We start from the raw sequence: 20,491 nt of genomic DNA, 5'->3' as shown, positions 1-20,491 counted from the left end.
GGACCTCGTCAGCATGATTTAGTCTTATTTCCCATGAGCGCTTTGGTAAAAGCTGCTGTGCCCATCTTGCCCGCCACGGACGTCGCGGCCTCCCTCGCCTGGTGGACCCGCGTGTGCGGATTCACCGAGACGTTTCGCGACAGTACCCCGCCAAACTACGCCGGCATCTCCCGCGATGGCGCTTCGATCCATATCGCCTCCATAACCGATAAAGCCGTAGCGAAGTCCGTTGGCGACCAGACTATGGTTCGAATAGTCGTCGACGATGTAACGAGATTTTTCGCTGAGTACCAGCAGCGCGGAGGCAAGGTGCATCCCAACGGCGGCTTGGCAAGAAAACCCTGGGGGACGTTAGAGTTTGCGGCCATCGACCCGAACGGTGTCTGCGTAACCTTCCTCGAGTAAGTTGCCTAGTGACTAAACGCGGGACATGACACGATGGAGCTATGCCCCGGGTTGAAAACCGCTGTTACTCTGCATGAGCCTGACTCCAAAGATCCTAGCCGCACAAGGGAAACTCATGCCTTCATCTTTGTCTTCTGAATACCTGTCTGACTTGGATCTCGCCGACCTGACGTTCGGCTCGAAGAACTGGGACCGCCGCCGTTCCAACCAGGCCAGGGGCTGGTCTGTCGATTGCCTCGAACGCGCCGCGAACCATCTCATCGACGACCAGATGAGCGAAAATCGCGTCTTCTGGCCCGGAGCGATGGAGGCAGTCAGCATGCTGCGCGAAGCAATTATCGCGATCAAATCCGAGTCGACGTTGGACGAGCGCGCGGCTCGAGTCGCCGCTTCGTGGCTGCCCAAGTACACCCTCGCCAGACACGCACGCCGAACCGACAGCGACGCCTAGCACCGTTGGCACTTGCGAAGACAAGGAGTAGCAGCGGGCTTCAGCCCGCAGCAATCGAAGCGCCCCCAAAATGGAGCCCTCGCCCCGGGTTTTGACGGTTCTCACCTCTAACGCGGATGCAAACTGTTCGGATCGTAAGGCCCCTTCGCATTCCCCGGCCCGCCAACAAACTGCAGCGTCGGAATCCTCTGATCCACATCCGGAAGGGCAGGGAAGGCCGCATGCGGCTCCGCCTGGTACCAGTAAGCGACGGAGTAGAAGTTGTCCGAACGATGGTTCGCGTGGCCATGCTCCATACTGGCCCGGATCGACTTGGTGAATGGGATCGGCGAGTCGAAGTGGAACCGGTACATACTCGATCGCTCACCCGCAAGCTCTCTCCCGACGACCGGAGCTCCATGCAGCATATAGTCCTGTGAGCCGCCGTAGGACCACGCTCCCAAAAAGTAGTCTTCCCCTCCCGTGCCCACGATTGAAGGCGTGTCGCCATCGACCTGGAACATATCGTTTCCCTCGCCCCACCATCCATCCTGATTCTGCAGCACGGAGAAGGTGACGCCCACGAACTGACCTCGTCCCTTAGCCTCAAACCAGGTGTAGTTGTCCTTGCCATCGAGATTGCGCTTGTAGTTCACGATCGGATCGCCATTCTCGTACCAGTTGCCCGTCCATCCCGCGTTGGGCTGCGCCTGCCGATACTGTGCGTGAAAGTAGAGGGTGTCGTCCGGCAGCGGCTTCGCGTCCACGCGATAGTCGATGTTCCAGTAAAGCGAGCGAAGCGCCTGCTTGCCTTCGTTCGTGACCGTGATCCGCGCATGGCGCGCATAGGGCATCGGCATATAGCAGTTCAGCGCCTTGTCATTACCGGCGGAGAGTAGCATCGACTCCCAGTGGTAATAAGTCCCCGTTCCGAGTCCGAAGAAGTCCCCAATCGGAGTCTCGACGCTGGGTGTCGCCTCTCCATCCCAGTACATCCGCAGCACGATTCGCTTCAGCGCGTAAGGTTCCCAGTCATCTAGCGTGAACCAGATGTGCGAGACCATCCCGGGCCCGTCGACATCGAGTATGGTGAACGTCTGCCCCGGCGTTACTGTCCGCGCATCGGCATTCGCGCCGGTAGCTTCACGGCTCGACGACCGATGCAGCGTGTACGTCTGCAGATGCGTGGGATCGGGGAAGACTGAGGGAGTCTGGGCGTTGGCGCAGGCTGCTGTGAGCAACAGAGCCGGAAGAGTCACCAGAGTAGCCAGGAGACGGGACATCGACATGCACGGACCTCATTGCTGGAAATAATCGAAAGGATAGGCCGCGTAGCTCACTCGATAACGCAGCCACACCGTTTCGAAGTCGCACAGAATTGTATTTGATCGACTGGACCTCTTGATCTGGCGCTCGGGCCTGCACTCGACCGAGGCACGTACCTCCGCCCGAATGCATTAGCATGATGAGAGCCACCGACGCCCGGATGGTGAAATCGGCAGACACAGCGGACTTAAAATCGGTAACGTCTGCTTTCTAAAACCCGTAAATACATGAAAATAATATATATATCGTCGGATCGGCGATTACGTGTACCTTACGCAACTCTTACACGTTTAGAGTGTTCTTATGGGTGTGTGGAGGAGATTAGCATGTCTGAAAATCACACGATCCTTGGCGGCAAAGTTCACATCTATAGGCGGCCCAACAGTCCTCGCTGGCAATGCGCGAGCTATCTGGGTGGGAAGAATCGACGCACGACCACGAAAGAAGACAGCCTTTCAAAAGCAAAGGAGTTCGCGGAAGACTGGTATTTGCAGCTTCGAGGCAAACTTCGCGACGGCGATCTTAAGAGCGGCAAAATGTTTCGCGAGGCCGCGAAGCTGTACCTGCGCGAGTTTGACATCATCACTCAGGGACAGCGGAGTCCGACTTATGCGCGTGGACAACACGCGCGTACAAACGGCCACCTGATACCGTTCTTCGGCAACATGGTGCTTCCCGAAATCACTGCTGGCAGGGTCAATGAGTATCGAATCCAACGGCTCGAACAGAGCAGGGCTCTACGCGGCAAGCCACCGGCGCATAACACCATGCACCAGGAGATCGTGACTCTGCGCCAGATATTTAAAACCGCTCTGCGGCATGGATGGATCGATCACCTGCCGGACTTGTCAGAACCGTATCGTTCGTCGCCGAAGATTTCACATAGAGCATGGTTTTCACCGGAAGAGTACAAGCAGCTTTACGAGGCTACGCGAAAGCGCGCCCTCGATCCGAAGCAGCCCCGCTTCCGTTGGGAAGCGGAGCAACTTCACGATTATGTTCTGTTCTCAGCCAACACTGGCCTCCGTCCCGATGAGGCGTTGCGTCTTCAGTTTCGCGATGTCACTGTGGTTGAAGACGAGGGCAGCGGCCAAACCATTTTGGAAATCGAAGTCCGTGGAAAGCGAGGCGTTGGTTTTTGTAAGAGTACAGCGGGTGCGGTTCATCCATTCGAGCGACTGAAAGCCCGCTTACGTCCAGACGGTGGTCCCGGCAGATCAGGCAGCCGCACCGCATCAATGGCGAATGGCGAGTGGCACGAGCCAGGGCCTACCGATCTTCTCTTTCCGAAATGGCCACGCGATCTATTCAATGCAATTCTTGGGGAAGAAAAGCTCCGTATCGACCGAGACGGTAGACCACGAACGGCGTACAGCCTGCGCCACACCTACATTTGCCTGCGCCTGCTGGAAGGTGCCGACATCTATCAGATTGCTAAGAATTGCCGGACGAGCGTGGAGATGATTGAGAAATACTACGCAGCCCATCTGAAGACACGGCTCGATGCTTCCGCAATCAACATCATGAGGCCGCGCCCGAAGAAAAAAGCTGTTTCAAGGAAAGGACCCGGTCGAGTGGAAGCTTTGCGTTTGGCGGAGGAAGCGTAGTCCTCCGCCCTGTGCATTATGATGGGGAAGTGGCACACATCACGCGGGCGTGGTGAAATCGGCAGACACAGCGGACTTAAGGAAATTGAGTGCCCGTCTGGGAAACCGGCGGAGTAGAACTGCTCAAAGTCGGGGAAACCTTGAATGGCAATCCCGAGCCAAGCCCGGATGTTTTCCGGGAAGGTGTAGAGACTAGATGGGCAGCACCTAAACCTCTCACGAGGTATGGTGAAGGGATAGTCCAGACCACGAACTTGCCTAGCAGGGCGGCGAAAGCCGAAGTGGTATGAAAATCCGCAGACCCTAATAGGTCGTGGGGGTTCAAGTCCCCCCGCCCGCACCACCTTCCTCAGTAGAACCAGGATGGAACCATCCTGGAATGTTTTGGGGCCGGCACCGGCCCGCTTTAGCCCGGCACCGGGCTGTCGTGCTAAGGGGCCTGTCGGAGTCGGTAAGAGGGACGACGGGTGACAGTATCCGACCGTCTTAAAAGCTATGGCTGGGGACGGGGCACCCGCTACTTGGAAGAATTGATATATAGATTTTTAGGGGGACACAGAAGGCGTGAACCTCAAGGTAGACTTCCACAGTGTGAATCGTCCCTTACTGGGTATTACAACAAGTTACAGCACCGCGAGGGCTACCCAAATCCTTGCAAATTGCGTAAGACGTGACGAATTGTGGAACGGGTTGTGGAACGGAAATCTGCGCTTTGACTTCCACCAGGTCCAGGCGAAAGCCTCCTTACGGTCGGGGAATCTATTGAGCGGCGTCTGCATTGCAGTCTTGATTGCTTGCGAGACTCCAAAGCAAGCTTGTCCGTAACGCACAACTATTTGTGGCGGGGGAAGCCAGTTCCTGTGCGGTGCAGTTATGTATCGAGCCAGGGTTTGCTATCAAGCGGGTTATGTCTTTGCCGTTGCGTTGGCCCGTGGCTCCTTGGGGCTTTTGGCAATTCGCCGGTAGATTCACATGAGCTTGCGGTATATAAGCTGCGGCAGCGTGACATTTCAGGCAGTTGGTTTGTGTACCGTTTGCCTGGAGGCCTTCCAGATAAGGATTGAACATAAAGGGCGGCGTCTCTTGCCTGGAAGGATCACCGTCCATTCCAAGCATGGTGTCCATTGCATAGTTTTGAAAGAGCGGTCCCAACGGGATGCTACTTTTATCCGCAGCGTAATCGACGCCGGTACCATTGGGATTGGCAGTCCACCAAAAGGTGCTCCAGGTCCAATTCTGAAGGCCTTCGCGAGTGATCATCTGGACGCCTACCAACACGAGAACGCAGGGCTTAGCGACTTGTTCGACTGCTATCGGGTGCGGCACTGGTACTGTGGCCGAGATCAGGTTTGAGCATGCCTGTCCCTCCGATCGATAAAAGAAGCAATTGATCGGCACAGATTTGCTCACTGAGGCGCTATCGTCCAGAGTTGTGTAAGTACGGTCGAGCGGAATATTGCTCCGTGGGCACGGTGTATCAGTGTCGATCTTTCCATCAGTGCTTCTGAGAATTACCCGTCTTTGCCAAGTTGCGAAATCTCCTCTCGACCCCAACGTTGTCTTCAGTTGGAACCCTGGTCCCTGCCCGTCCCGGAAGTCGCCGGGGTCGTAAACCTTGAGCGCCCAGGTTTGATGATTGTCAGGAGCCGCCTGGACAGCCTCCCATATCTCCTTAATCACGATCGATGAGTCGGGAGCATGATCCGGGGTTCCCTTTGGGAGTTGAGTCCTAATTTCGAGACGCGAACCGCCAACTGTCCCGTGGTCGGGCGTCATCATCTTCAGTAAGGAATCGCTGTCATACAGCCTGTTTACAAAGATCCAGTCTTCAACAGCTTGGTTGTAATAAACAGTAGAAAACTGTAGTGCAGTCGATGAAGGCGACGGTGGTGAAGTTCCGGTTTGCTTGGTGCTTTCACGCAAATTGGAAGAAGGACAATAGCTGCTGAGCTGAGCCTTATTGCATTTTGTGGGCCATTGTTGCTGCCATGAGGTATACACCGATGCCCCTTTACCGGCGGTTCGACTTAGTTGAGCGAACAATTTCCAAGCGTGTTGTCGAATCAGCGAGGCTTGATTGGTCCCCGGAGTATTGCGAAGGTGACTCAATCGCGGTGCCGGGAAATCCACAAGCCTGGCCGAAGCAGCCACGACTGTTGCAGAGAGCGCGTGGCGCATCAGTTTGGTCGCGAAAGGTAGCATGCCGCAGACACACAACATGCCGCCTAGGACTGCCGTCAGCAAGATTCTTCTCATCGTTTGATCCTCGACAGGAGATCTAAATTCGTAACTCTGAGCAGCGCCGGCAGACTAGGCGGGAAAGCTGGTCGCCTGCGGATCGACGGTTGCTCCGTTTTCTGCAAGATTCAGCATCGCTGTTCCGTCTCCAGGGCAGTTTGTACGTGGGTAGAGAGAGCTGGCAGCGAAGCTTTGGAAAGTCTTTGCAACATTTCGGAAGGTTTGCTTCACATCGAATTGTGATTGAAGCGTCGGATCAGGTTTGCGATACGAATCTAGAATTGCGCCAACAGCGGGCACGGTGAGATTGGTTGCAGTTGCAATCTCCTGGACGGTATTTACAACAATCCTTGGCTGACCTGGCGGGAGGACGAAGTCATAATCAGGAGCAGTATCCAGTATTTGCAGGAACTGAGGATTGGTGACCAGGTAAAGCCAAACGACCAACGCCGGAGCTGCGTTGTAAGGTGTCATAGGGATCTGATCACTGTAAGAAAATGGAGGTACTGTGGGTGCAATATCCGTGGCAAGACTTGAAAGAGTATGGATCGCCTCAAGTGCTTTGGCGTGGGTCACTTTGGATGTTCTGCTCATATCGGTATTTCCTCCTTAGCGAATATGGGACGTGCGCGGCTTCATGCGTACCGCACGGGGTGGTGTGGAAGCAACGGAAGAGCTCTTGCGGAGTGCCGCCAACGATGTAGCAACAGATGCCGTATTGGAGTCCGAATGGTGGAACTTACGAGCAACGTTGAGGTACGCGGTCATCCGGTCCGCGACAAAGCCCGGGGGCATGCTCCAGAGATCGATCCACGCGGTTGCGGGACGAGTAGCCACCCGAGCGTAGATCTTCAGAGCCTCCAGACGCAAAGCGCTCGCTTGGGCGGGGTCGTGTTGCTGAACAGCGACTGCAAGGAGCCCCCGCGCAAGATATTCGCGCGGAGCAATAGGCGCATCCAGCTTGGCGGCAGTGCGGAATGCGGTCAGGGCACCGAGTGCATCACCCTCAGCTAATAGAAGCTCGCCGCGCACCTGCTCGCGGGCCAGGGAAAACACAACGCCGAGATTTTTTTGAGGCAAGGAGGCTTCCATGCGGGCAAGCATAAGTCGAGCTTGACGTGTCTCTGGCGGAGCAAGCGTTGGTATTGCTTCACCTACGATTGTGCTCGCGTATAGCAATGTATCTGGCGTACTACTGCTGTCGAGTGCTCGCCCTGTATCTTCTAACGCTTGGCGTTCATGTCCCAAACGAAACTCGAGGTAACTGCGGTCCAGCCACAGCTTGGCCTTCTCCTCGTCTCCCACAGCCCCGTCGAGGCTGGAGATGGCGTTGGTCACGCTGGTGAACGCTTCTCCATAGCGTCCCTCCTCCGCCAGCAGACGAATCTCTCCAAGGTATCCGAGTCTCAAGAGATGCGAATGATCCATTTGCTTGAGCCGGACAAACGATTCACCGGCCCGTGAGTAATCGCCTTCACACATTGCCTCGAGCCCATCAAGATAGAGAGCAAGATCCAAGCGCCCCTCAGAGCGTGCCATTGCGATTGTGCGCTTTGCCGCGACGTAATTACCCAGCAACATGTATGGATACGCCATCTGGCCGACGGCGCCATGGTTGGGAGTGAGTCTGTCGGCGCGCTCAAGAACGCGGAGTGCATCGTGAGGGCGATCTAGTTTGTCCAGAGGGAAAGCCTGGTAAGCCCAGGCGTAGAAGTCGTTTTCGTAGAAAGCGGTGCCGTCCTGAAACGCCTCGACTGCGGCTTCATAGTCTCGGGTGTCGGTGGCAAAAGCCGCCTTGATTCGATCACGCTCTTTGCGGGTGAGGCGTTCGCCGGACTCATTGTTCAATGCCTGCAAGTAGGCCTCATATCCTTCACTCAGCTTCCCCATCGAAACCAGATTGTCGGCGAGTTCAGCGCTTGCGCGGGCGAAGCCAGGATCACGTCGAACGGCTTCACGAAGAAGAGTGATCGCTTCGTCCTTGCGACCCTTGGTCAGCCATCGCTCTGCCTGATCAAAGTCCATCAGTGCCTCCCAGTCGCCGGTCGTCACATCTTCCGGTGGAATGTCCAGTCGAGCAATGTCATGTTGCGACTCTCCCGCCATTTGTCGAACCCAGTCACTGGCTGCGCGAACCTGAGTCAAGAGCTCGTCAGGTATCTTCTTGGAAGCGTAGTCAACGGATGTGGTCTGCCAATGAAAAGCCTTTCTCCATCGATTGCGATATCTGGAAGGGAGACTGTCCGGCTGTTGAATGTCAACCTCGAAGCGGTTTTCGCCCTCGCTCCGGCTTACAGTACCAAAGATGACCCTTACTGCTCCCGCACGCATTGCAATTTCGCGTGCGGTGTTCGCATCGATCACGGTCCCTGGAGCCTTGACCATCTGTTGCATGATGTCTCCAACGCGTTCTTCACTAACAAAGTTGACCTGGGTAGATTGAGAGATTCCAGCCCGAAGAAGTTCCGTCATGTCGTCCAAGGCTTTGTCTCCTGTGCGATTGCTGATCGGTGCGAGGTAGATGAGAGAGCCGGCGGCGACCTCTGGTTTCCCTCTCATCTCATATAAGCGCAAACAAACCACAAATAGGATCACTGCAATCAAAGCGGCCGCGATTTTTCCTATCCATGTGCGGCCAACCAGGCTAGACGCCAAAGCGGACTGTACACTTCTTATCTCAGGGGTGCGCTGCTTAAGTCTGCTGCCACGCAAAACAGACATCACCTCCTCTGCACACTGGAATCGCTCAGATGGCAAGCGCTGCAAACATCCAGCGATGGCGTCTTTCCAAGGGTGGGCTAAGATGGCGGAGTTGGTTTCAAAGAGCGGCTCACCTGAGATCCTCTGCCAGATGCCGTTCAACAAGCTGTCCGACGGGAAGGCACGCCTGCCAGTGATCATCTCGAAGAGCACAAGACCGAAGGCATAGATATCCGTCGCAGGGGAGACGGGACTTCCATCCATTTGCTCTGGAGCCATGTATGCCAACGTGCCGACAAACTGGTTCGATGGGGCCGACGATTTGACTTCAATTCCCGGCAGGACAGGATTGAGGCGAGCCAGGCCGAAGTCGGTGATGACCGCTCGCAACGGCATCGGACCGCGCGGCTCGCCTTGAACCAGAAGGATATTTGAGGGCTTGATGTCGCGATGAATAATGTCCAATGAGTGTGCGGCTGTAAGGGCCGCGGCCACCTGGGAGGCAATTAGAAGCGCCTCGTCCGGCGACAGAATACCAGTCCTCTTCAGACGCGTGGCTAGGGTTTCGCCTTCTAGAAATTCCATGGTCAAAAAGACCATTTCGCTTGACTTTCCACTCGCGGCGTCGACTCGCGCCTCGCGGTTGATGTCGAATGTTCGGCAGACGTTGGGATGCGTAATACGGCGAGCCAGACGGACTTCTTGTACGAACCGGCTCGCAGCGTGTCTATCGCTTGCGACGCCGGGATGGATCACCTTGAGGGCAACGGTGACTGCGAGTTCCGCGTCGTATGCCTCGAATACATGGCCCATGCCTCCTTCGCCGACTGCCTTCACGATGTGAAATCGGCCAGCGACGACATCTCCGGGTAGAAGCGGGGTGCGATGCCTAGGCTCGACTTCACTGGTGTCCTGAGACATCAAGGCGGGCATGTAGTCATATGGCACGAGATTGTCAGCCTCAATCAGACCGCGCACCTCAGACTCAATGCTCGCATCGCCGGCTGCGGCGTCGAAGACGTAACGATCCCGATCGCCGACGGGTAGCTCCAGCGCGTCGTGAAAAATGTCTGAAACCCGCTTCCATTGCTCTTCGACCATTCGCCCTCGGTAGAACGCAGGACGCGGTCCGACACTGCCGATCAACAACCTCTATTCGCGTCTCAAAGCATTAGAAGTAACGGATCAGTGCGAAGGCGGTTACCTCGCGCGAACGCCTTCATCGGACCACAATTCCTGGGAGTGAACAGGTTCGCCTGACTCGCGTATCGTGTCAAATTCTTTTCTCTGACTCATTTCCAAAGCAAATCGTGAGCAGAGAGACCGCAGACGGTTTCGCGCCGCTCGGCTCTTGTTCAGTTTCCCAATTCCCTGTAAAGCCAGGCCTTGGCGATCCGCCAGTCACGCTTGACGGTAGTCGGGGAGATGCCAAGTACTTCGCCTGTCTCTTCCTCGGTCATGCCAGCGAAGAAGCGCATCTCAACGATCTTGGCCTGGCGTTTATCAAGTTGCGCGAGGTGATCAAGTGCATCGTCAAGGGCAACCAATTCCCGGGCACGGCCCGGCGAAGGCGTTAGCGCTTCTTCTAAGAAGATCGTTTCAGCCCCTCCACCGCGTTTGTCGGCCCGGTGAGCACGGGCGTGGTCGACGAGGACGCGTCGCATGAGCGAGGACGCTACAGAGAAAAAATGCGCACGGTTCTGCCAGTCGACACGGTCGATGCCGATCAATCGCATGAAGGCTTCATGCACCAATGCCGTCGGTTGCAGGGAGTGATTCGGAGATTCGTGCTTTAGGTGGGCGCTCGCGATTCGGCGTAACTCACGATAGACGAGCGGAATGAGAAGATCCTGGGCCGCTCTGTCTCCCTGCCTCACTGCGTGCAGGATTCGGGTCACTTCCCCGTCGTTGGAACTCACAGTACGCCTCTGGAGGATGTGGGTATTTAGCCCCAATCATAGCATTCAGTATGCCGACTCCGTAGCCGCGACCCGGGGTGTGCGAGCGAACTGCCCGGGCTGCTACCTGACGGAAAAGAGTATTTGAGGAAAAAACGAAAGGCCATGGCCTGTTTTTCCATCGGGCAACGCCTACCCATACAAGACAGGCTATCGAAGCGAGGAAGTACGGGCAGCCTGGCGAACTCAGAGTTATCGCCCGCTTGCAGTTTCTTAAAGACTTCACCCTTGGAGAGTCATCATGCCCTCATGCCTTCTCACCCGCGCCCCGGGGACCAACCGTTTCACCGCTCAAGCGGGAACGTTGACCCTCGTGCTCAGTGATGTTGTCGGAAATACCGCCTTTAGCCCGCTGCAATGTACGGTCTTTGACGTGTCTATACCGGGCACTCATGATTCTCCGCCATTCACAGCAACAACCTCCAGCTTCAAGTTCGATATGGTAGCGGGCAAGAAGTATCTAATAAGCCTTGCGTGCAGCCAGTTGGTTGACCCACTGTCTGCGCAAGCACAAGTGAAAGAGGAGCCGTGCGGCCAGACTATTGACGCCGTCACCCTTGTCAACCTGTTTCCGGGTTACATCATCGAGAGTGTCCAATGAAAAAGCTGATTCTCACCTTTCTGCTCGCCATGATGTTTGCGGCTACCTCTTTAATCCCGGCTGGCGCAATCGCGCAAAATCTAAGTCCAGGTGCCGCCAAACGTGTGCCGATCGCGTGCATAGAAAAGATCCAAACGGACGGTGCTTTCGACATGCTCAACGATCAGCTCTGCCCGCTCTATCTGATCCTGAGCAGCAAACAGTTCAGGACGATGCAGCAGGCGCAGTCCAAGAGCATGGAGAATACAGACCCTCGGCTCATTCTGAACCAGTTGAAGTCAACACTTCGAACGTTCGTTACAGAGCCCGCCGATCAGCAGATCATCAAGGATTCTGTGCTTTCGGCTTATAAGACCTTATCTCAGCAGCAAGGTGCTAATTCGGGTGCCAGCGGAACGACTAACCTCGTCTCCAAAGGCGCCGCGTCACAATTGCTCTCCTTGGCATCAGAGTTCGGCGCGGTAACACAGACAACCAGCGGGCAAACCACAACTGCGTCCGGAACACTGGCGGGATTACCGCTAGCCTTGATCAACAAGGGCGCACTGCAGCTATGTCCCTCGGATATATACAGCCTTTTCGAGAGCGATGGACATTGCTTCAATCCAAAGCTGGTGTCGCGGCTCAACCGCGTCTCATATAGTGTCTCTTTCAATACAAGTTCCAACAGCCAGATGACCACCGGAAACGCAACTGGAACTGGCAGTACGGTCCCTGCCACGTTCACATCCTCATCCTCTCCTAGCATCAACGCCGTGACGGCAAAATGGGTTGTCATCCAAGGTAAGCCAACGACGGCAAATATAACGGCCGCGCTTAAAACATACGATTCAGTTAAGGCGACAGGTGATGCGGCCGGTGAAGCCCAGTACTTCAAACTGAGGGAAGCAAGCATCAACTCAACCTTCCAGGCTTGGATTTCTCAGAATAGCCGTGAACCAATGTCCCACAATGCGTCAAGCAAGGGACAGGCCGACGCAGTCTCTGACTGGTTGAAGTTGGCGAACTCCTATGTGGAGATGTTCTCCGGGCTCAAGCCGGACGTCTCCCCGGACGACGCTAAGGACAACGAATTTTTGAACAAAGCCGGTGCCTTCGCTGTCGCGTATACCCAAACCCTGGCTGCGGAACAGACAGTCGCAGCAACCATGGCTCGTCCCGCTGTCCTCTCCTTCGAGTACGACGACAACCTGCCAAGCGGGCAGCCCAGCAACTCGGTGGTGCGCGGCATCTATCAGAAGAAACTTGGCGGATGGACGATGACTGCCAACGGCGCGGTCTCTTTCTACAATTCACCAGTCTCTGCTGATATCGCTGGCGGTCGGCGTTTGCGTGATTTTCAGTTCGCCGCTCAGGCAGACCATGATTTCTCGATTACGCTGCCGACGGGTAAAGTCGGAATGACTGGGACTGGCGCCTTCTACGATCAGGAGCAGACTAGCCCCGCAATTCTGGATGTAACTCCAGGCTCGCCTGTAGATGGTGTCACGTTTACTGGGTTACCAAGTACCGCGACCCAAGTGTACGCTAAGAAGGGCAACATCGCTGTCGGGCAGTTCCGGCTCACCATCGGTTCCGGGTCAAATATTCACGTCCCACTTTCTGTGACCTATTCAAACCGCACAGAACTTGTGACTTCGCCGACATGGCGCGGACAGATTGGCATCACTTACGATTTGGATTCCCTATTTCAAGGTAAGCCATGAGTCCAAATGTTATCGAGCGCTCAAACGCCAGTCCACGCAATCCATAAAATCATCACGCCCCGCGTGGGGCGACTCAGAGGTAACGCGGCGTGGTCGTCAGGATTCGACTGTGCAGGATACCGCCAGGCACAGTCGAATCCAGCCGCCCCTTGTCCCTACGCAACACGATGCTGATGAAGCACGCATAGCGCAGGGCAGCTACGATGATCGATCGCCACCTTGATGAGGTGGCATTCTCAAGCCACATGAGGCGGTCGAACTGTTTCCAAGGGCAGGGAAGTCGCGTATCGCAGTCTTTGCGGTGTGGAATGGCTTGTGGAACGGCGATTCGTCCCCTCCTCTAACCAGTTCAATATAAATGGTCGTGTTGCTATGGTCGAACGCTCAGCCCTTGCTCGTGGAAGCCACTTGGAGGTACAGTCGTCGTCAAGCACATCCCATACGGGATGCTAAGGGATCTTCTCTTCTCTCCAGCTTTTCCTTCCTGTGTTAGTACGATGTCCGAGCGAAGGTGTTCCGGCACGCCCTTCATCACCATGACATCGGCCAGCGCAGAGATGACCCTGGAGCTGGACCAGCGCCGCTCCGCGCGCACTAGCAGGCTTTCGCGCGCGTGTTCGTCGATCAGGTTGAGTAGCCGTACGCTGCGGCCATCATGCGTCCGTGCGCTGACGAAGTCATAACTCCACACATAGTTCTTATGCGTCGGTCGCAAACGCACACACGAGCCGTCGTTGAGCCACAACCTACCGCGTGGCTTCTGCTTCTGCGGTACCTTCAGCCCCTCGCGACGCCAGATACGTTCCACGCGATCCTTGCCAACCCACAGCCGTCCCGCTTCAGCAAGCGCCGTGATCCGGCGATACCCGTAACGACCGTACTGGCTGGCAAGCAGAACGATCGCCTGCGTGAGCGCATCTTCGTCTTCCTGCCGGATCGCACGATAGCGCTGCGTGCCGCGAGGCTGCTTGGCCAGCCGGCACGCCCTGCGCTCCGTCATCCCATGCCTCTGCCGCGCAGAGTTGCTGCGATCCGTCGTCGCTCAGGGCTTAAAAGTTTCCCGAGGCAAAGTCCTTCGACACAAGGTTATCCAGGCTCAGGTTCGCAACCAGACGCTTCAGCTTGGAGTTCTCCTGCTCCAACTCCTTCAACCGCTTCGCCTGATCGACCTACAACCCGCCGTACTCCTTGCGTCAGCGGAAGTATGTCTGCTCCACGATCCCGGCTTCCTTACACGCCAGAGCAGTCGTCTTCCCGTTCGCTATGGCCACTTCGATCTGCCGCAACAGATTTACCACCTGCTCAGGCTGGTACTTCTTCGCTCGTCCATAATACTCACCTTGTCCAGTTCTCTCTTATCCACTGGCACATTTCAAGCCGGGCAGACCAAATGAGTCGGCCAATAATCTCTCGTGGCTTTACACGGTGATTCCTGAAACCAAGCTCCGAGATCCCGAAAAAAGAGTTGCCTTTGGACAGCAGGCGACCGCAATCTTCCCAAACGGAGATTCCTTGGACACACTCGCATGTGCCTATGCTTTGTCCGGAGATTTCGCGACGGCGATATGGACGAAGGAAAATGCAATGAACGATGGGTGGGCACCCCAAGGTTCGGATCTATCCGGGAACCTGAATCTCCTCAAGGCGCACCAGCAGTGTCAAGAACCGGAATTCGGGCGCGATAGGAATTCGTTTCGTCAGGTGGCAATCGCGTCGCCCTCAGTCCAAACCAAAGCCGGAGATGAAATTCTCGTAAAGAGATGATGCTTGTCAAAACTCACACGGCCTCTCGACTGGGTTCTTCAGAAGCCCGAGCAGCCAGCGCTCTCGCGGACATCGGGAGGAGACCGATCGAACGGACTTGGTGGAGTACAGGGTTTCGTCTTTGCGAATTGATCCGAAGCGGATCGGGATTGGACCTTGTCGGAATGATTCTGGCAACGGTGCCAGCGTGTGAGTGTGAAAGCGGTCCGGTAACATCAGAAGAAGAGACGCCTTCCGCGATAGGGCGACAAAGCACCGCCGAGTTGCACCTTCGCCCGGGAACTGGAGCGGTGCAAAGTAGGCGGCGATGGACGGGGATCCGCTGACGGGAGCTTCTATGCTGACGGGACCTTCTACACGGTGAACCCCCAGTCGGCGGAGGAGACGGCCGTGCTATGGAAGGGATTGTTCGACATGGAGCTTTATGTCAAGCATGGCGTCCGGCGCTATGGCCCCCGTCTACTGGACCGCGGGCCGATCCCACTCCATCGCTACCGTGCCTTCAAAAAGACGGTCGTCGAGAAGCAGGCCGACCGCATCGAGGGGCTTGCGTCGAGAATGGGCTATCCGCGCGCCGCCCTGAGCGGGGGCTCCCGGAGATCGCAGAGCTGGTCTTGGAACAGAAGATGACCGTGGCCACATTTGCCGATCCGGAACCCTTTCAGGAATTTCAATACCCGAACGCGATTGCCGTCAAGCGCGCCATCGCGGACTTTCTGGGCATGCTACTCGGCAAGCTGTCGGGCGACCAGATGGAGCAAGTCCATGCGATCGTGAACGCAATGCTTGACAAGAGAAAATTGCTGGAGCAAGCCCACCAATATTTTCGTCAAGACACAGGAGAATGCCAAGTTGCTGAGTGACGTCATAAGCTGCTACGGATTCGCCAAGGACTTCTCCCAGGCTGCTACTATGAGGCTGGCCAGTCGGGAGTCGCCGCGAAACCGTGCGCAGCCGGTTTAAGCGCTGGTATGATCAGAATCATCTCTGACATCGCAAGACGTGCTGGGGCCGAAGGCTTCATGTCTCACACGTTACGGCATTTGTGTATGACCGACAGCCGATAGAGTAGTCAGGAAGAGTCTAGTTTCCTCAAAATGTAAACGGCGAGGTGTCTATTGGACAGCGCTCATAGCGCTGCCGGAGACGTTCGCATTGATTCCCACCATTAGTTCACCTAAATTGAGTCATAACCCAGTTGAGTAGGAGTCGTTAGATGCACGGATATATTGCTAATGTTGCGTATTTCCTTCCAGCGAGGGTCGAGACCACCAGAGATCTCGCCTCCCGCTTTCCCGGAGGATCGATCGAAAGGATTGCCGAGAAAACGGGCATCCTGCAGCGGCATATCTCTGCAGATGGGGAATGCGCCTCTGATTTAGCCTGTGCCGCGGCTGAAGCTCTGTTTGATTCCGCGCCACATGCTCGCAAAGAAGTCGACTTTATTCTATTCTGCACTCAAAGTCCCGACTATATACTTCCGACTACCGCGTGTTTATTGCAAAAACGTCTTGGCATCTCCACAACGGCAGGTGCTTTGGATTTTAACCTTGGATGCTCTGGGTATGTTTACGGTCTAGGATTGGCTCAAGGGCTGATAGCCTCCGGCCAGGCAAAGTCAATTCTGTTAGTCACAGCTGACACATACACAAAATATCTCCGCGAGGACGACAAGAGCGCACGTGCCATTTTTGGAGATGGGGCGGCAGCGACCTTGATTAAGGCAAGCCGGGAAATCCCTCAGTCGCTAGGGCCATTTGTCTATGGGACAGACGGCGGCGGCGCTGATGATCTAATCGTCCCTAATAGCGGTATGCGAAGATCTTCGGTCGCGAATACAGAATCAGGCGAGGCTCGCAGCTCGATGAGCCTACACATGAACGGACCGAATGTGTTTAGTTTTGCTGTAAAGACGGTACCGGAAAGTGTGCGGTCTTTACTTGAAAGATCGAGTGTGGAGATGGCTGACGTCGATCTTTTCGTTTTTCACCAAGCCAATGTCTATTTGCTTGAGGAGATTCGAAGAATACTTTCTATTCCTGAGGATAAATATCAACTGACATTGGGCCATTGTGGAAACACCGTTTCATCGAGTATCCCTATAGCGCTCAGACACGCGCAATTAGAAGGTCGCCTCTTCTCAGGTGCATTAGTAGTGCTAGTGGGATTCGGTGTAGGGTTTTCGTGGGCCGCGGCGTTAGTGAAGTGGACGAACGTCCTTAATAACTAGGAACGGCTGGAAGTTTCACTTGGATCTCGGCCCCATACATTCACGGGCCGTACTGAGCGAAAGGCTGCGCAAAAAAAAGAAGAGAAAGTTATAATGGTGGATTAAAGACAGAAGTTCAATTTGGTCGTCTGGGTGCCAGTGTTTCACGATGTCGATGATCCCTTGTGGAAGGAAGAGTTCCGTCTGGTCTTCCAGTGGAGTGTTTTTCTGGGTCTGGCATTGAGCCTCCAAGCGATTTCGTCGGACTGTTGCGGGGAGGGGAGCGAGAGTACGGTTCCCTTGGGCGGCACTGCCGGAAGAGTCCGTTTACGTTTTCGCAGATCCGGCAATCCCATGGAGCGTGGATGGGCGAAGTAGACCTCGACGCCATTGTGGCGGTAAGGATTTTGTGGTGTGCCATCTCGGTTCCCTGGTTAGCGACTGCGGCATCTGGCTGTCGACCCCGTTGAGGAGGGTCGAGAAGCGCGCAGCGAAGTTGGGCGCTTTGGCATTACCTAGCCGCACCAGCTCCACGAACAGGGTCGTGCGTTCCCCCGGCGCGCCAACCTCCGAGCGGTTGCCCTTGCCAATGATCACGTCGCTTCCCCAGTTGTCGGGGAGTACGCGAAGGTCGGCTTCACTGGGTACTTCATCGATCAGCAACATGTCAGGTATGGCCTTTTGGTTGCTCCGGCCTGCAGTGATTCTGTCCCGCGCTGGTGAAGGAATAGCGTCACACGTGGTCGACCTCCATCTATGTAAGTCGCAATCAAGGTGCGCGTTAGACCGCAGATGGGTATTTTGCTTGACTTCGTCGAGACCTCGACTCCGCAGGGCGTAAAATCCCTCCAACTTGTCCGTGCCAATCGGCCCATTATATGCGGCAATATTTGAACGACAGGCGTCTCTGTTGGCAAAATATGATTTTAATTGACGCCCATTAACATGGGATTACCCACAGGGAAAGAATAGTTGTATCTAAATATACAACTTTGCACTGTACTAAATAGATTGAAAACGTTGCCGATCACCCGACCGATCGAGAAGACGATCTTCCCTTGTCGTTTGATCAGCAGACGTTGTGGTATTTCGCGCAGATGGAAGGTGCTAGTGAGGCGTATCACATGCCGTTCAGTCTTCGGTTGGCCGGCAGCCTGGACCGGTAGGCCTTGCGACATGCTTTCGACGGGATACTGGATCGAATGAAGCTCTGCGTACTACTTTCAGCCTGGTCGACGGACAGCCGGTGCAGAATATTGCGAGTTACGGTCCTTTTCTCCGTAACCGTCCTGGCTGGGCCGTGTGTACTTGGCTATCTTGAGTGGTGATTCCGTCTGGATCCTTGAGTTTGATCTAGGTGGTGGGTTAGGTGTTGGACCTCGTAGGCAGCAGAGCGTCGCCGGGCGGTAGAGATCGAGCGCCTCGTGCTGTTGGTCGAGAAGCTGCAGCGGGTGCTCTTCGGTGCCAAGAGCGAGAAGGTCCTCCGTCAGATCGACCGGCTTGAGTTACAGTTGGAAGAGCCGCAGGCGGTCAGCGCCATCGAAGAGTCGAAGGCCGTTGTCCAGCAGAACAGCCTGCGCCGGCCAGCCACTTTCGCCGACCTCTACCGGAACATCTTCCGTGCGGAGTCCATATTCCCAGTCATGAGACGTGTCCCGACTGCGGCGGCAGGCTGCGCGGACTCGGCGACGATGTAGCCGGAATGCTTGAATCCGTTCGAGCCGGCTTCAAGATTTTTCGTCTGGTTCGTCCGAAGCATAGCTGCGACGCCTGCGACCGCATCGTGCAGACACCGGTACCGTCACGGCCTATCGATCGCGAACTCCCGGGACTGGGCTGCTCCCGCTTGTGCTGAAGTCCAAGTATGCCGACCACTGCCCCTTGTACCGGCAGTCGGGGATTTATGCCCGTGAAGGAGTCGACCTCGACCGGTCGACGCTGGCCGGATAGGTCGGCGCAACCAGCGAGATGCTCGCGGACCTGGTTCAAGCGGTTCGCGATCATGTCATGGCGGCAAGCAAGCTGCACACCGACGACACTCCCGTGCCGGTGCTCGCTCCGCGCAACGGAAGAAACAAGACTGGAAGACTCTGGACGTATGTTCGCGACGACCTGCCATCGGGCGAAATGGCCGTGCCAGCCGTGTGGTTCGCCTACTCGCCTGACCCCGAGGGAGAGAACCCGCGCCAGCACCTGAAGCTCTACAAGGGTGCGCTGTAGGCCGATGCGTATAACAAGTTCTATGAAGATGCAAGTATCGTCAAGGTGGCAAGGTAGGCCCATATAAGACGCAAGCTTTACGAGATTCACATCGCGCACGCTTCGCCCATAACGAGCGAAGCCATCGAACGCATCGCCGCGCTCTACGCCATCGAAGCCGAGATCCGGGGAAGCACGCCGGCGATCAGAAAGCATTCGTCAGGTCCGGGTGAGACCTCTGCTCGACGGCATGAGGACCTGGGTCGATGCCACATTCGCAAAGCTCTCACGCAGGTTCAACAGGGCGGCGGAGATCCGCTACGCCTCTCGCGATGGCCCGCGCTCACCCGCTACGCAATCGACGGACAACTGGAGATCGATAACAACGCCGCTGAACGCACGTTGCGCATCGTCGCGCTCGGACGGAAGACCTATCTCTTCGCGGAATCGAATGCGGGCGAAGAATGAGCCGCCGTCATTTACTCCCCGCTCGTCTCGGCGCAGCTCAACGGGCTCGACCCGGAACTCTATCTTCACTACGTCCTTGATCGCATCGCCGGCCATCCCATCAGCAAGATCAACGAACTGCTGCCGTGGAACGTAGCCCTCCCAGCCAGACCATGCCCGCTTACTTATGTATCCACATAACGTCATGTGGATACATAACTCTGGTATCCCTCATAAGAACGGCCAAGACCGAACGCTTACTTCTCTCTTGCGGGAAGATGATCTTCGTCAACACAAAGAGAGAGTAAGAGCCCATTCGTCTGATCGGGCAGGAAGTCGGTGCTGACTTTGATTTTGAATCCGGGCCATTGATTCGTGGCCATCTTACTTGGCTGGAATACGACGAACAGGTGCTTCTGATGACGATGCACCATATCGTCTCCGATGGCTGGTCTATGGGTATGTGCTGCTGAACTCCTGGTTTGCGTTGATCCCGTGCTTGCGTGCCACGCGAGCCCCCCAAGTACCCACCTACAAGGTCTCTTCCATAATCCGCAGCCGCTCCGCGGCACTGAGCGGACGACGACCGGAACGACACACAAGATCCAGACCCTAAACATTAACCATCCGTACATCACCATCGCCCCAAAAGAGAGATGTACACGCGGTCAACACAGGACGCTTACAACTCGTCTCCGTTCGATAGAGACGAGTCTCAGTTTGGTCCGGTACTTCAAGATCGGTTGATAGCCACCCGCCCTCATGGCAATTCGACCTCGTCGAATACGTTGGACGCTCGGGTTGTAGCCACATATCCGATTGGTTGGACCTCATTGCTGCCCTGGAAATGGACCTAGTTGTTGGACAGCAGGGGGGTAACGGTTTCGATCACATGACGTGA

The 20,491-nt window shown here is 55.8% G+C and carries 16 protein-coding genes and 2 pseudogenes; 11 read left to right on the top strand and 7 right to left on the bottom strand.

Annotated elements, in window-relative coordinates; translation table 11 throughout:
- Positions 1-33: 33 nt before the first annotated feature.
- The gene (locus tag HDF16_RS17410; RefSeq protein ID WP_184219376.1) at positions 34-405 is read left to right on the top strand and encodes a VOC family protein; all 372 of its coding nucleotides are present in this window, start codon (positions 34-36) and stop codon (positions 403-405) included.
- A 115-nt stretch (positions 406-520) separates the two neighbouring features.
- A complete protein-coding gene (locus HDF16_RS17405; protein ID WP_184219373.1) occupies positions 521-856 on the top strand; it encodes a hypothetical protein in 336 nt (111 codons plus the stop codon).
- 107 nt (positions 857-963) lie between these two features.
- On the opposite strand, the gene HDF16_RS17400 is transcribed toward HDF16_RS17405, so the two are convergent.
- Positions 964-2,124, bottom strand: a complete 1,161-nt coding sequence (locus HDF16_RS17400; protein ID WP_184219370.1) for a glycoside hydrolase family 172 protein — start codon at positions 2,122-2,124, stop codon at positions 964-966.
- Positions 2,125-2,388: 264 nt separating this feature from the next.
- On the opposite strand from HDF16_RS17400, the gene HDF16_RS17395 reads away from it, so the two are divergent.
- Entirely contained in the window at positions 2,389-3,768 is a 1,380-nt protein-coding gene (locus HDF16_RS17395) for a tyrosine-type recombinase/integrase (RefSeq protein WP_246409255.1), read from the top strand.
- 759 nt (positions 3,769-4,527) lie between these two features.
- Here the strand turns inward: HDF16_RS17395 and HDF16_RS17390 are convergent.
- The 4 genes from HDF16_RS17390 to HDF16_RS17375 all read right to left on the bottom strand — a co-directional run bounded on the left by HDF16_RS17390 (position 4,528) and on the right by HDF16_RS17375 (position 10,625).
- Positions 4,528-6,012 carry a hypothetical protein gene (locus tag HDF16_RS17390; protein WP_184219367.1) on the bottom strand — a complete coding sequence of 495 codons (1,485 nt, stop codon included), beginning with the start codon at positions 6,010-6,012 and terminating at the stop codon, positions 4,528-4,530.
- 66 nt (positions 6,013-6,078) lie between these two features.
- Positions 6,079-6,582 carry a hypothetical protein gene (locus HDF16_RS17385; RefSeq protein WP_221312868.1) on the bottom strand — a complete coding sequence of 168 codons (504 nt, stop codon included), beginning with the start codon at positions 6,580-6,582 and terminating at the stop codon, positions 6,079-6,081.
- Positions 6,583-6,615: 33 nt separating this feature from the next.
- Complete coding sequence (locus HDF16_RS17380) at positions 6,616-9,807, bottom strand: protein kinase domain-containing protein (RefSeq protein WP_184219361.1); 3,192 nt, start codon at positions 9,805-9,807, stop codon at positions 6,616-6,618.
- 254 nt (positions 9,808-10,061) lie between these two features.
- The gene (locus HDF16_RS17375) at positions 10,062-10,625 is read right to left on the bottom strand and encodes an ECF-type sigma factor (RefSeq protein WP_184219357.1); all 564 of its coding nucleotides are present in this window, start codon (positions 10,623-10,625) and stop codon (positions 10,062-10,064) included.
- 280 nt (positions 10,626-10,905) lie between these two features.
- Between HDF16_RS17375 and HDF16_RS17370 the strand changes: the two genes are divergently transcribed.
- Both HDF16_RS17370 and HDF16_RS17365 read left to right on the top strand, forming a co-directional pair.
- Positions 10,906-11,265 (top strand): hypothetical protein, encoded by a 360-nt coding sequence (locus HDF16_RS17370; RefSeq protein WP_184219354.1) that lies wholly within the window; start codon positions 10,906-10,908, stop codon positions 11,263-11,265.
- Positions 11,262-12,971 (top strand): hypothetical protein, encoded by a 1,710-nt coding sequence (locus HDF16_RS17365; RefSeq protein ID WP_184219351.1) that lies wholly within the window; start codon positions 11,262-11,264, stop codon positions 12,969-12,971. Before HDF16_RS17370 ends, HDF16_RS17365 begins: the two co-directional genes overlap by 4 nt.
- Positions 12,972-13,470: 499 nt before the next feature.
- On the opposite strand, the pseudogene HDF16_RS17360 reads toward HDF16_RS17365, so the two are convergent.
- Positions 13,471-14,269: pseudogene (locus HDF16_RS17360) on the bottom strand (IS3 family transposase); the annotation flags it as partial.
- 1,080 nt (positions 14,270-15,349) lie between these two features.
- Here HDF16_RS17360 and HDF16_RS17355 point away from each other — a divergent pair.
- Together HDF16_RS17355 and HDF16_RS17350 are read left to right on the top strand one after the other, a co-directional pair.
- On the top strand, positions 15,350-15,598 hold the full coding sequence (locus HDF16_RS17355) for a hypothetical protein (protein ID WP_184219348.1): 249 nt from the start codon (positions 15,350-15,352) through the stop codon (positions 15,596-15,598).
- Positions 15,599-15,951: 353 nt separating this feature from the next.
- Positions 15,952-16,965, top strand: coding sequence for a 3-oxoacyl-ACP synthase III family protein (locus HDF16_RS17350; RefSeq protein ID WP_184219345.1), 1,014 nt, complete (start codon positions 15,952-15,954; stop codon positions 16,963-16,965).
- Between the two features lie 306 nt (positions 16,966-17,271).
- Here the strand turns inward: HDF16_RS17350 and HDF16_RS17345 are convergent, their stop codons facing one another.
- A complete protein-coding gene (locus tag HDF16_RS17345; RefSeq protein ID WP_184219341.1) occupies positions 17,272-17,610 on the bottom strand; it encodes a hypothetical protein in 339 nt (112 codons plus the stop codon).
- A 758-nt stretch (positions 17,611-18,368) separates the two neighbouring features.
- On the opposite strand from HDF16_RS17345, the gene HDF16_RS17340 reads away from it, so the two are divergent.
- The 4 genes and pseudogenes from HDF16_RS17340 to HDF16_RS31900 all read left to right on the top strand — a co-directional run bounded on the left by HDF16_RS17340 (position 18,369) and on the right by HDF16_RS31900 (position 20,063).
- Complete coding sequence (locus HDF16_RS17340; RefSeq protein WP_184219338.1) at positions 18,369-18,641, top strand: hypothetical protein; 273 nt, start codon at positions 18,369-18,371, stop codon at positions 18,639-18,641.
- A 5-nt stretch (positions 18,642-18,646) separates the two neighbouring features.
- Positions 18,647-18,799 (top strand): hypothetical protein, encoded by a 153-nt coding sequence (locus HDF16_RS31905; protein ID WP_432432253.1) that lies wholly within the window; start codon positions 18,647-18,649, stop codon positions 18,797-18,799.
- Positions 18,793-19,611, top strand: a pseudogene (tnpC, locus tag HDF16_RS30750) (IS66 family transposase). The gene HDF16_RS31905 and the pseudogene tnpC overlap by 7 nt, the downstream one beginning before the upstream one ends.
- Before the next feature lie 293 nt (positions 19,612-19,904).
- Positions 19,905-20,063, top strand: coding sequence for a condensation domain-containing protein (locus HDF16_RS31900; RefSeq protein ID WP_184220728.1), 159 nt, complete (start codon positions 19,905-19,907; stop codon positions 20,061-20,063).
- The last annotated feature ends 428 nt before the right edge of the window (positions 20,064-20,491 follow it).

Origin of the sequence: Granulicella aggregans, assembly GCF_014203275.1 — a bacterium.
In the GTDB taxonomy this organism is placed as follows: Bacteria; Acidobacteriota; Terriglobia; order Terriglobales; family Acidobacteriaceae; genus Edaphobacter.
This window is presented reverse-complemented; position numbering and strand designations above follow the sequence as displayed.

What these genes read in the sequence shown, in the direction of transcription:
- HDF16_RS17410 (WP_184219376.1), top strand. Translation starts at nt 34, where the DNA reads ATGAGCGCTTTGGTAAAAGCTGCTGTGCCCATCTTGCCCGCCACGGAC.
- HDF16_RS17405 (WP_184219373.1), top strand. Translation starts at nt 521, where the DNA reads ATGCCTTCATCTTTGTCTTCTGAATACCTGTCTGACTTGGATCTCGCC.
- HDF16_RS17400 (WP_184219370.1), bottom strand. Translation starts at nt 2,124, where the DNA reads ATGTCGATGTCCCGTCTCCTGGCTACTCTGGTGACTCTTCCGGCTCTG.
- HDF16_RS17395 (WP_246409255.1), top strand. Translation starts at nt 2,389, where the DNA reads ATGAAAATAATATATATATCGTCGGATCGGCGATTACGTGTACCTTAC.
- HDF16_RS17380 (WP_184219361.1), bottom strand. Translation starts at nt 9,807, where the DNA reads ATGGTCGAAGAGCAATGGAAGCGGGTTTCAGACATTTTTCACGACGCG.
- HDF16_RS17370 (WP_184219354.1), top strand. Translation starts at nt 10,906, where the DNA reads ATGCCCTCATGCCTTCTCACCCGCGCCCCGGGGACCAACCGTTTCACC.
- HDF16_RS17365 (WP_184219351.1), top strand. Translation starts at nt 11,262, where the DNA reads ATGAAAAAGCTGATTCTCACCTTTCTGCTCGCCATGATGTTTGCGGCT.
- HDF16_RS17350 (WP_184219345.1), top strand. Translation starts at nt 15,952, where the DNA reads ATGCACGGATATATTGCTAATGTTGCGTATTTCCTTCCAGCGAGGGTC.
- HDF16_RS17345 (WP_184219341.1), bottom strand. Translation starts at nt 17,610, where the DNA reads ATGTTGCTGATCGATGAAGTACCCAGTGAAGCCGACCTTCGCGTACTC.
- HDF16_RS31905 (WP_432432253.1), top strand. Translation starts at nt 18,647, where the DNA reads ATGCTTGAATCCGTTCGAGCCGGCTTCAAGATTTTTCGTCTGGTTCGT.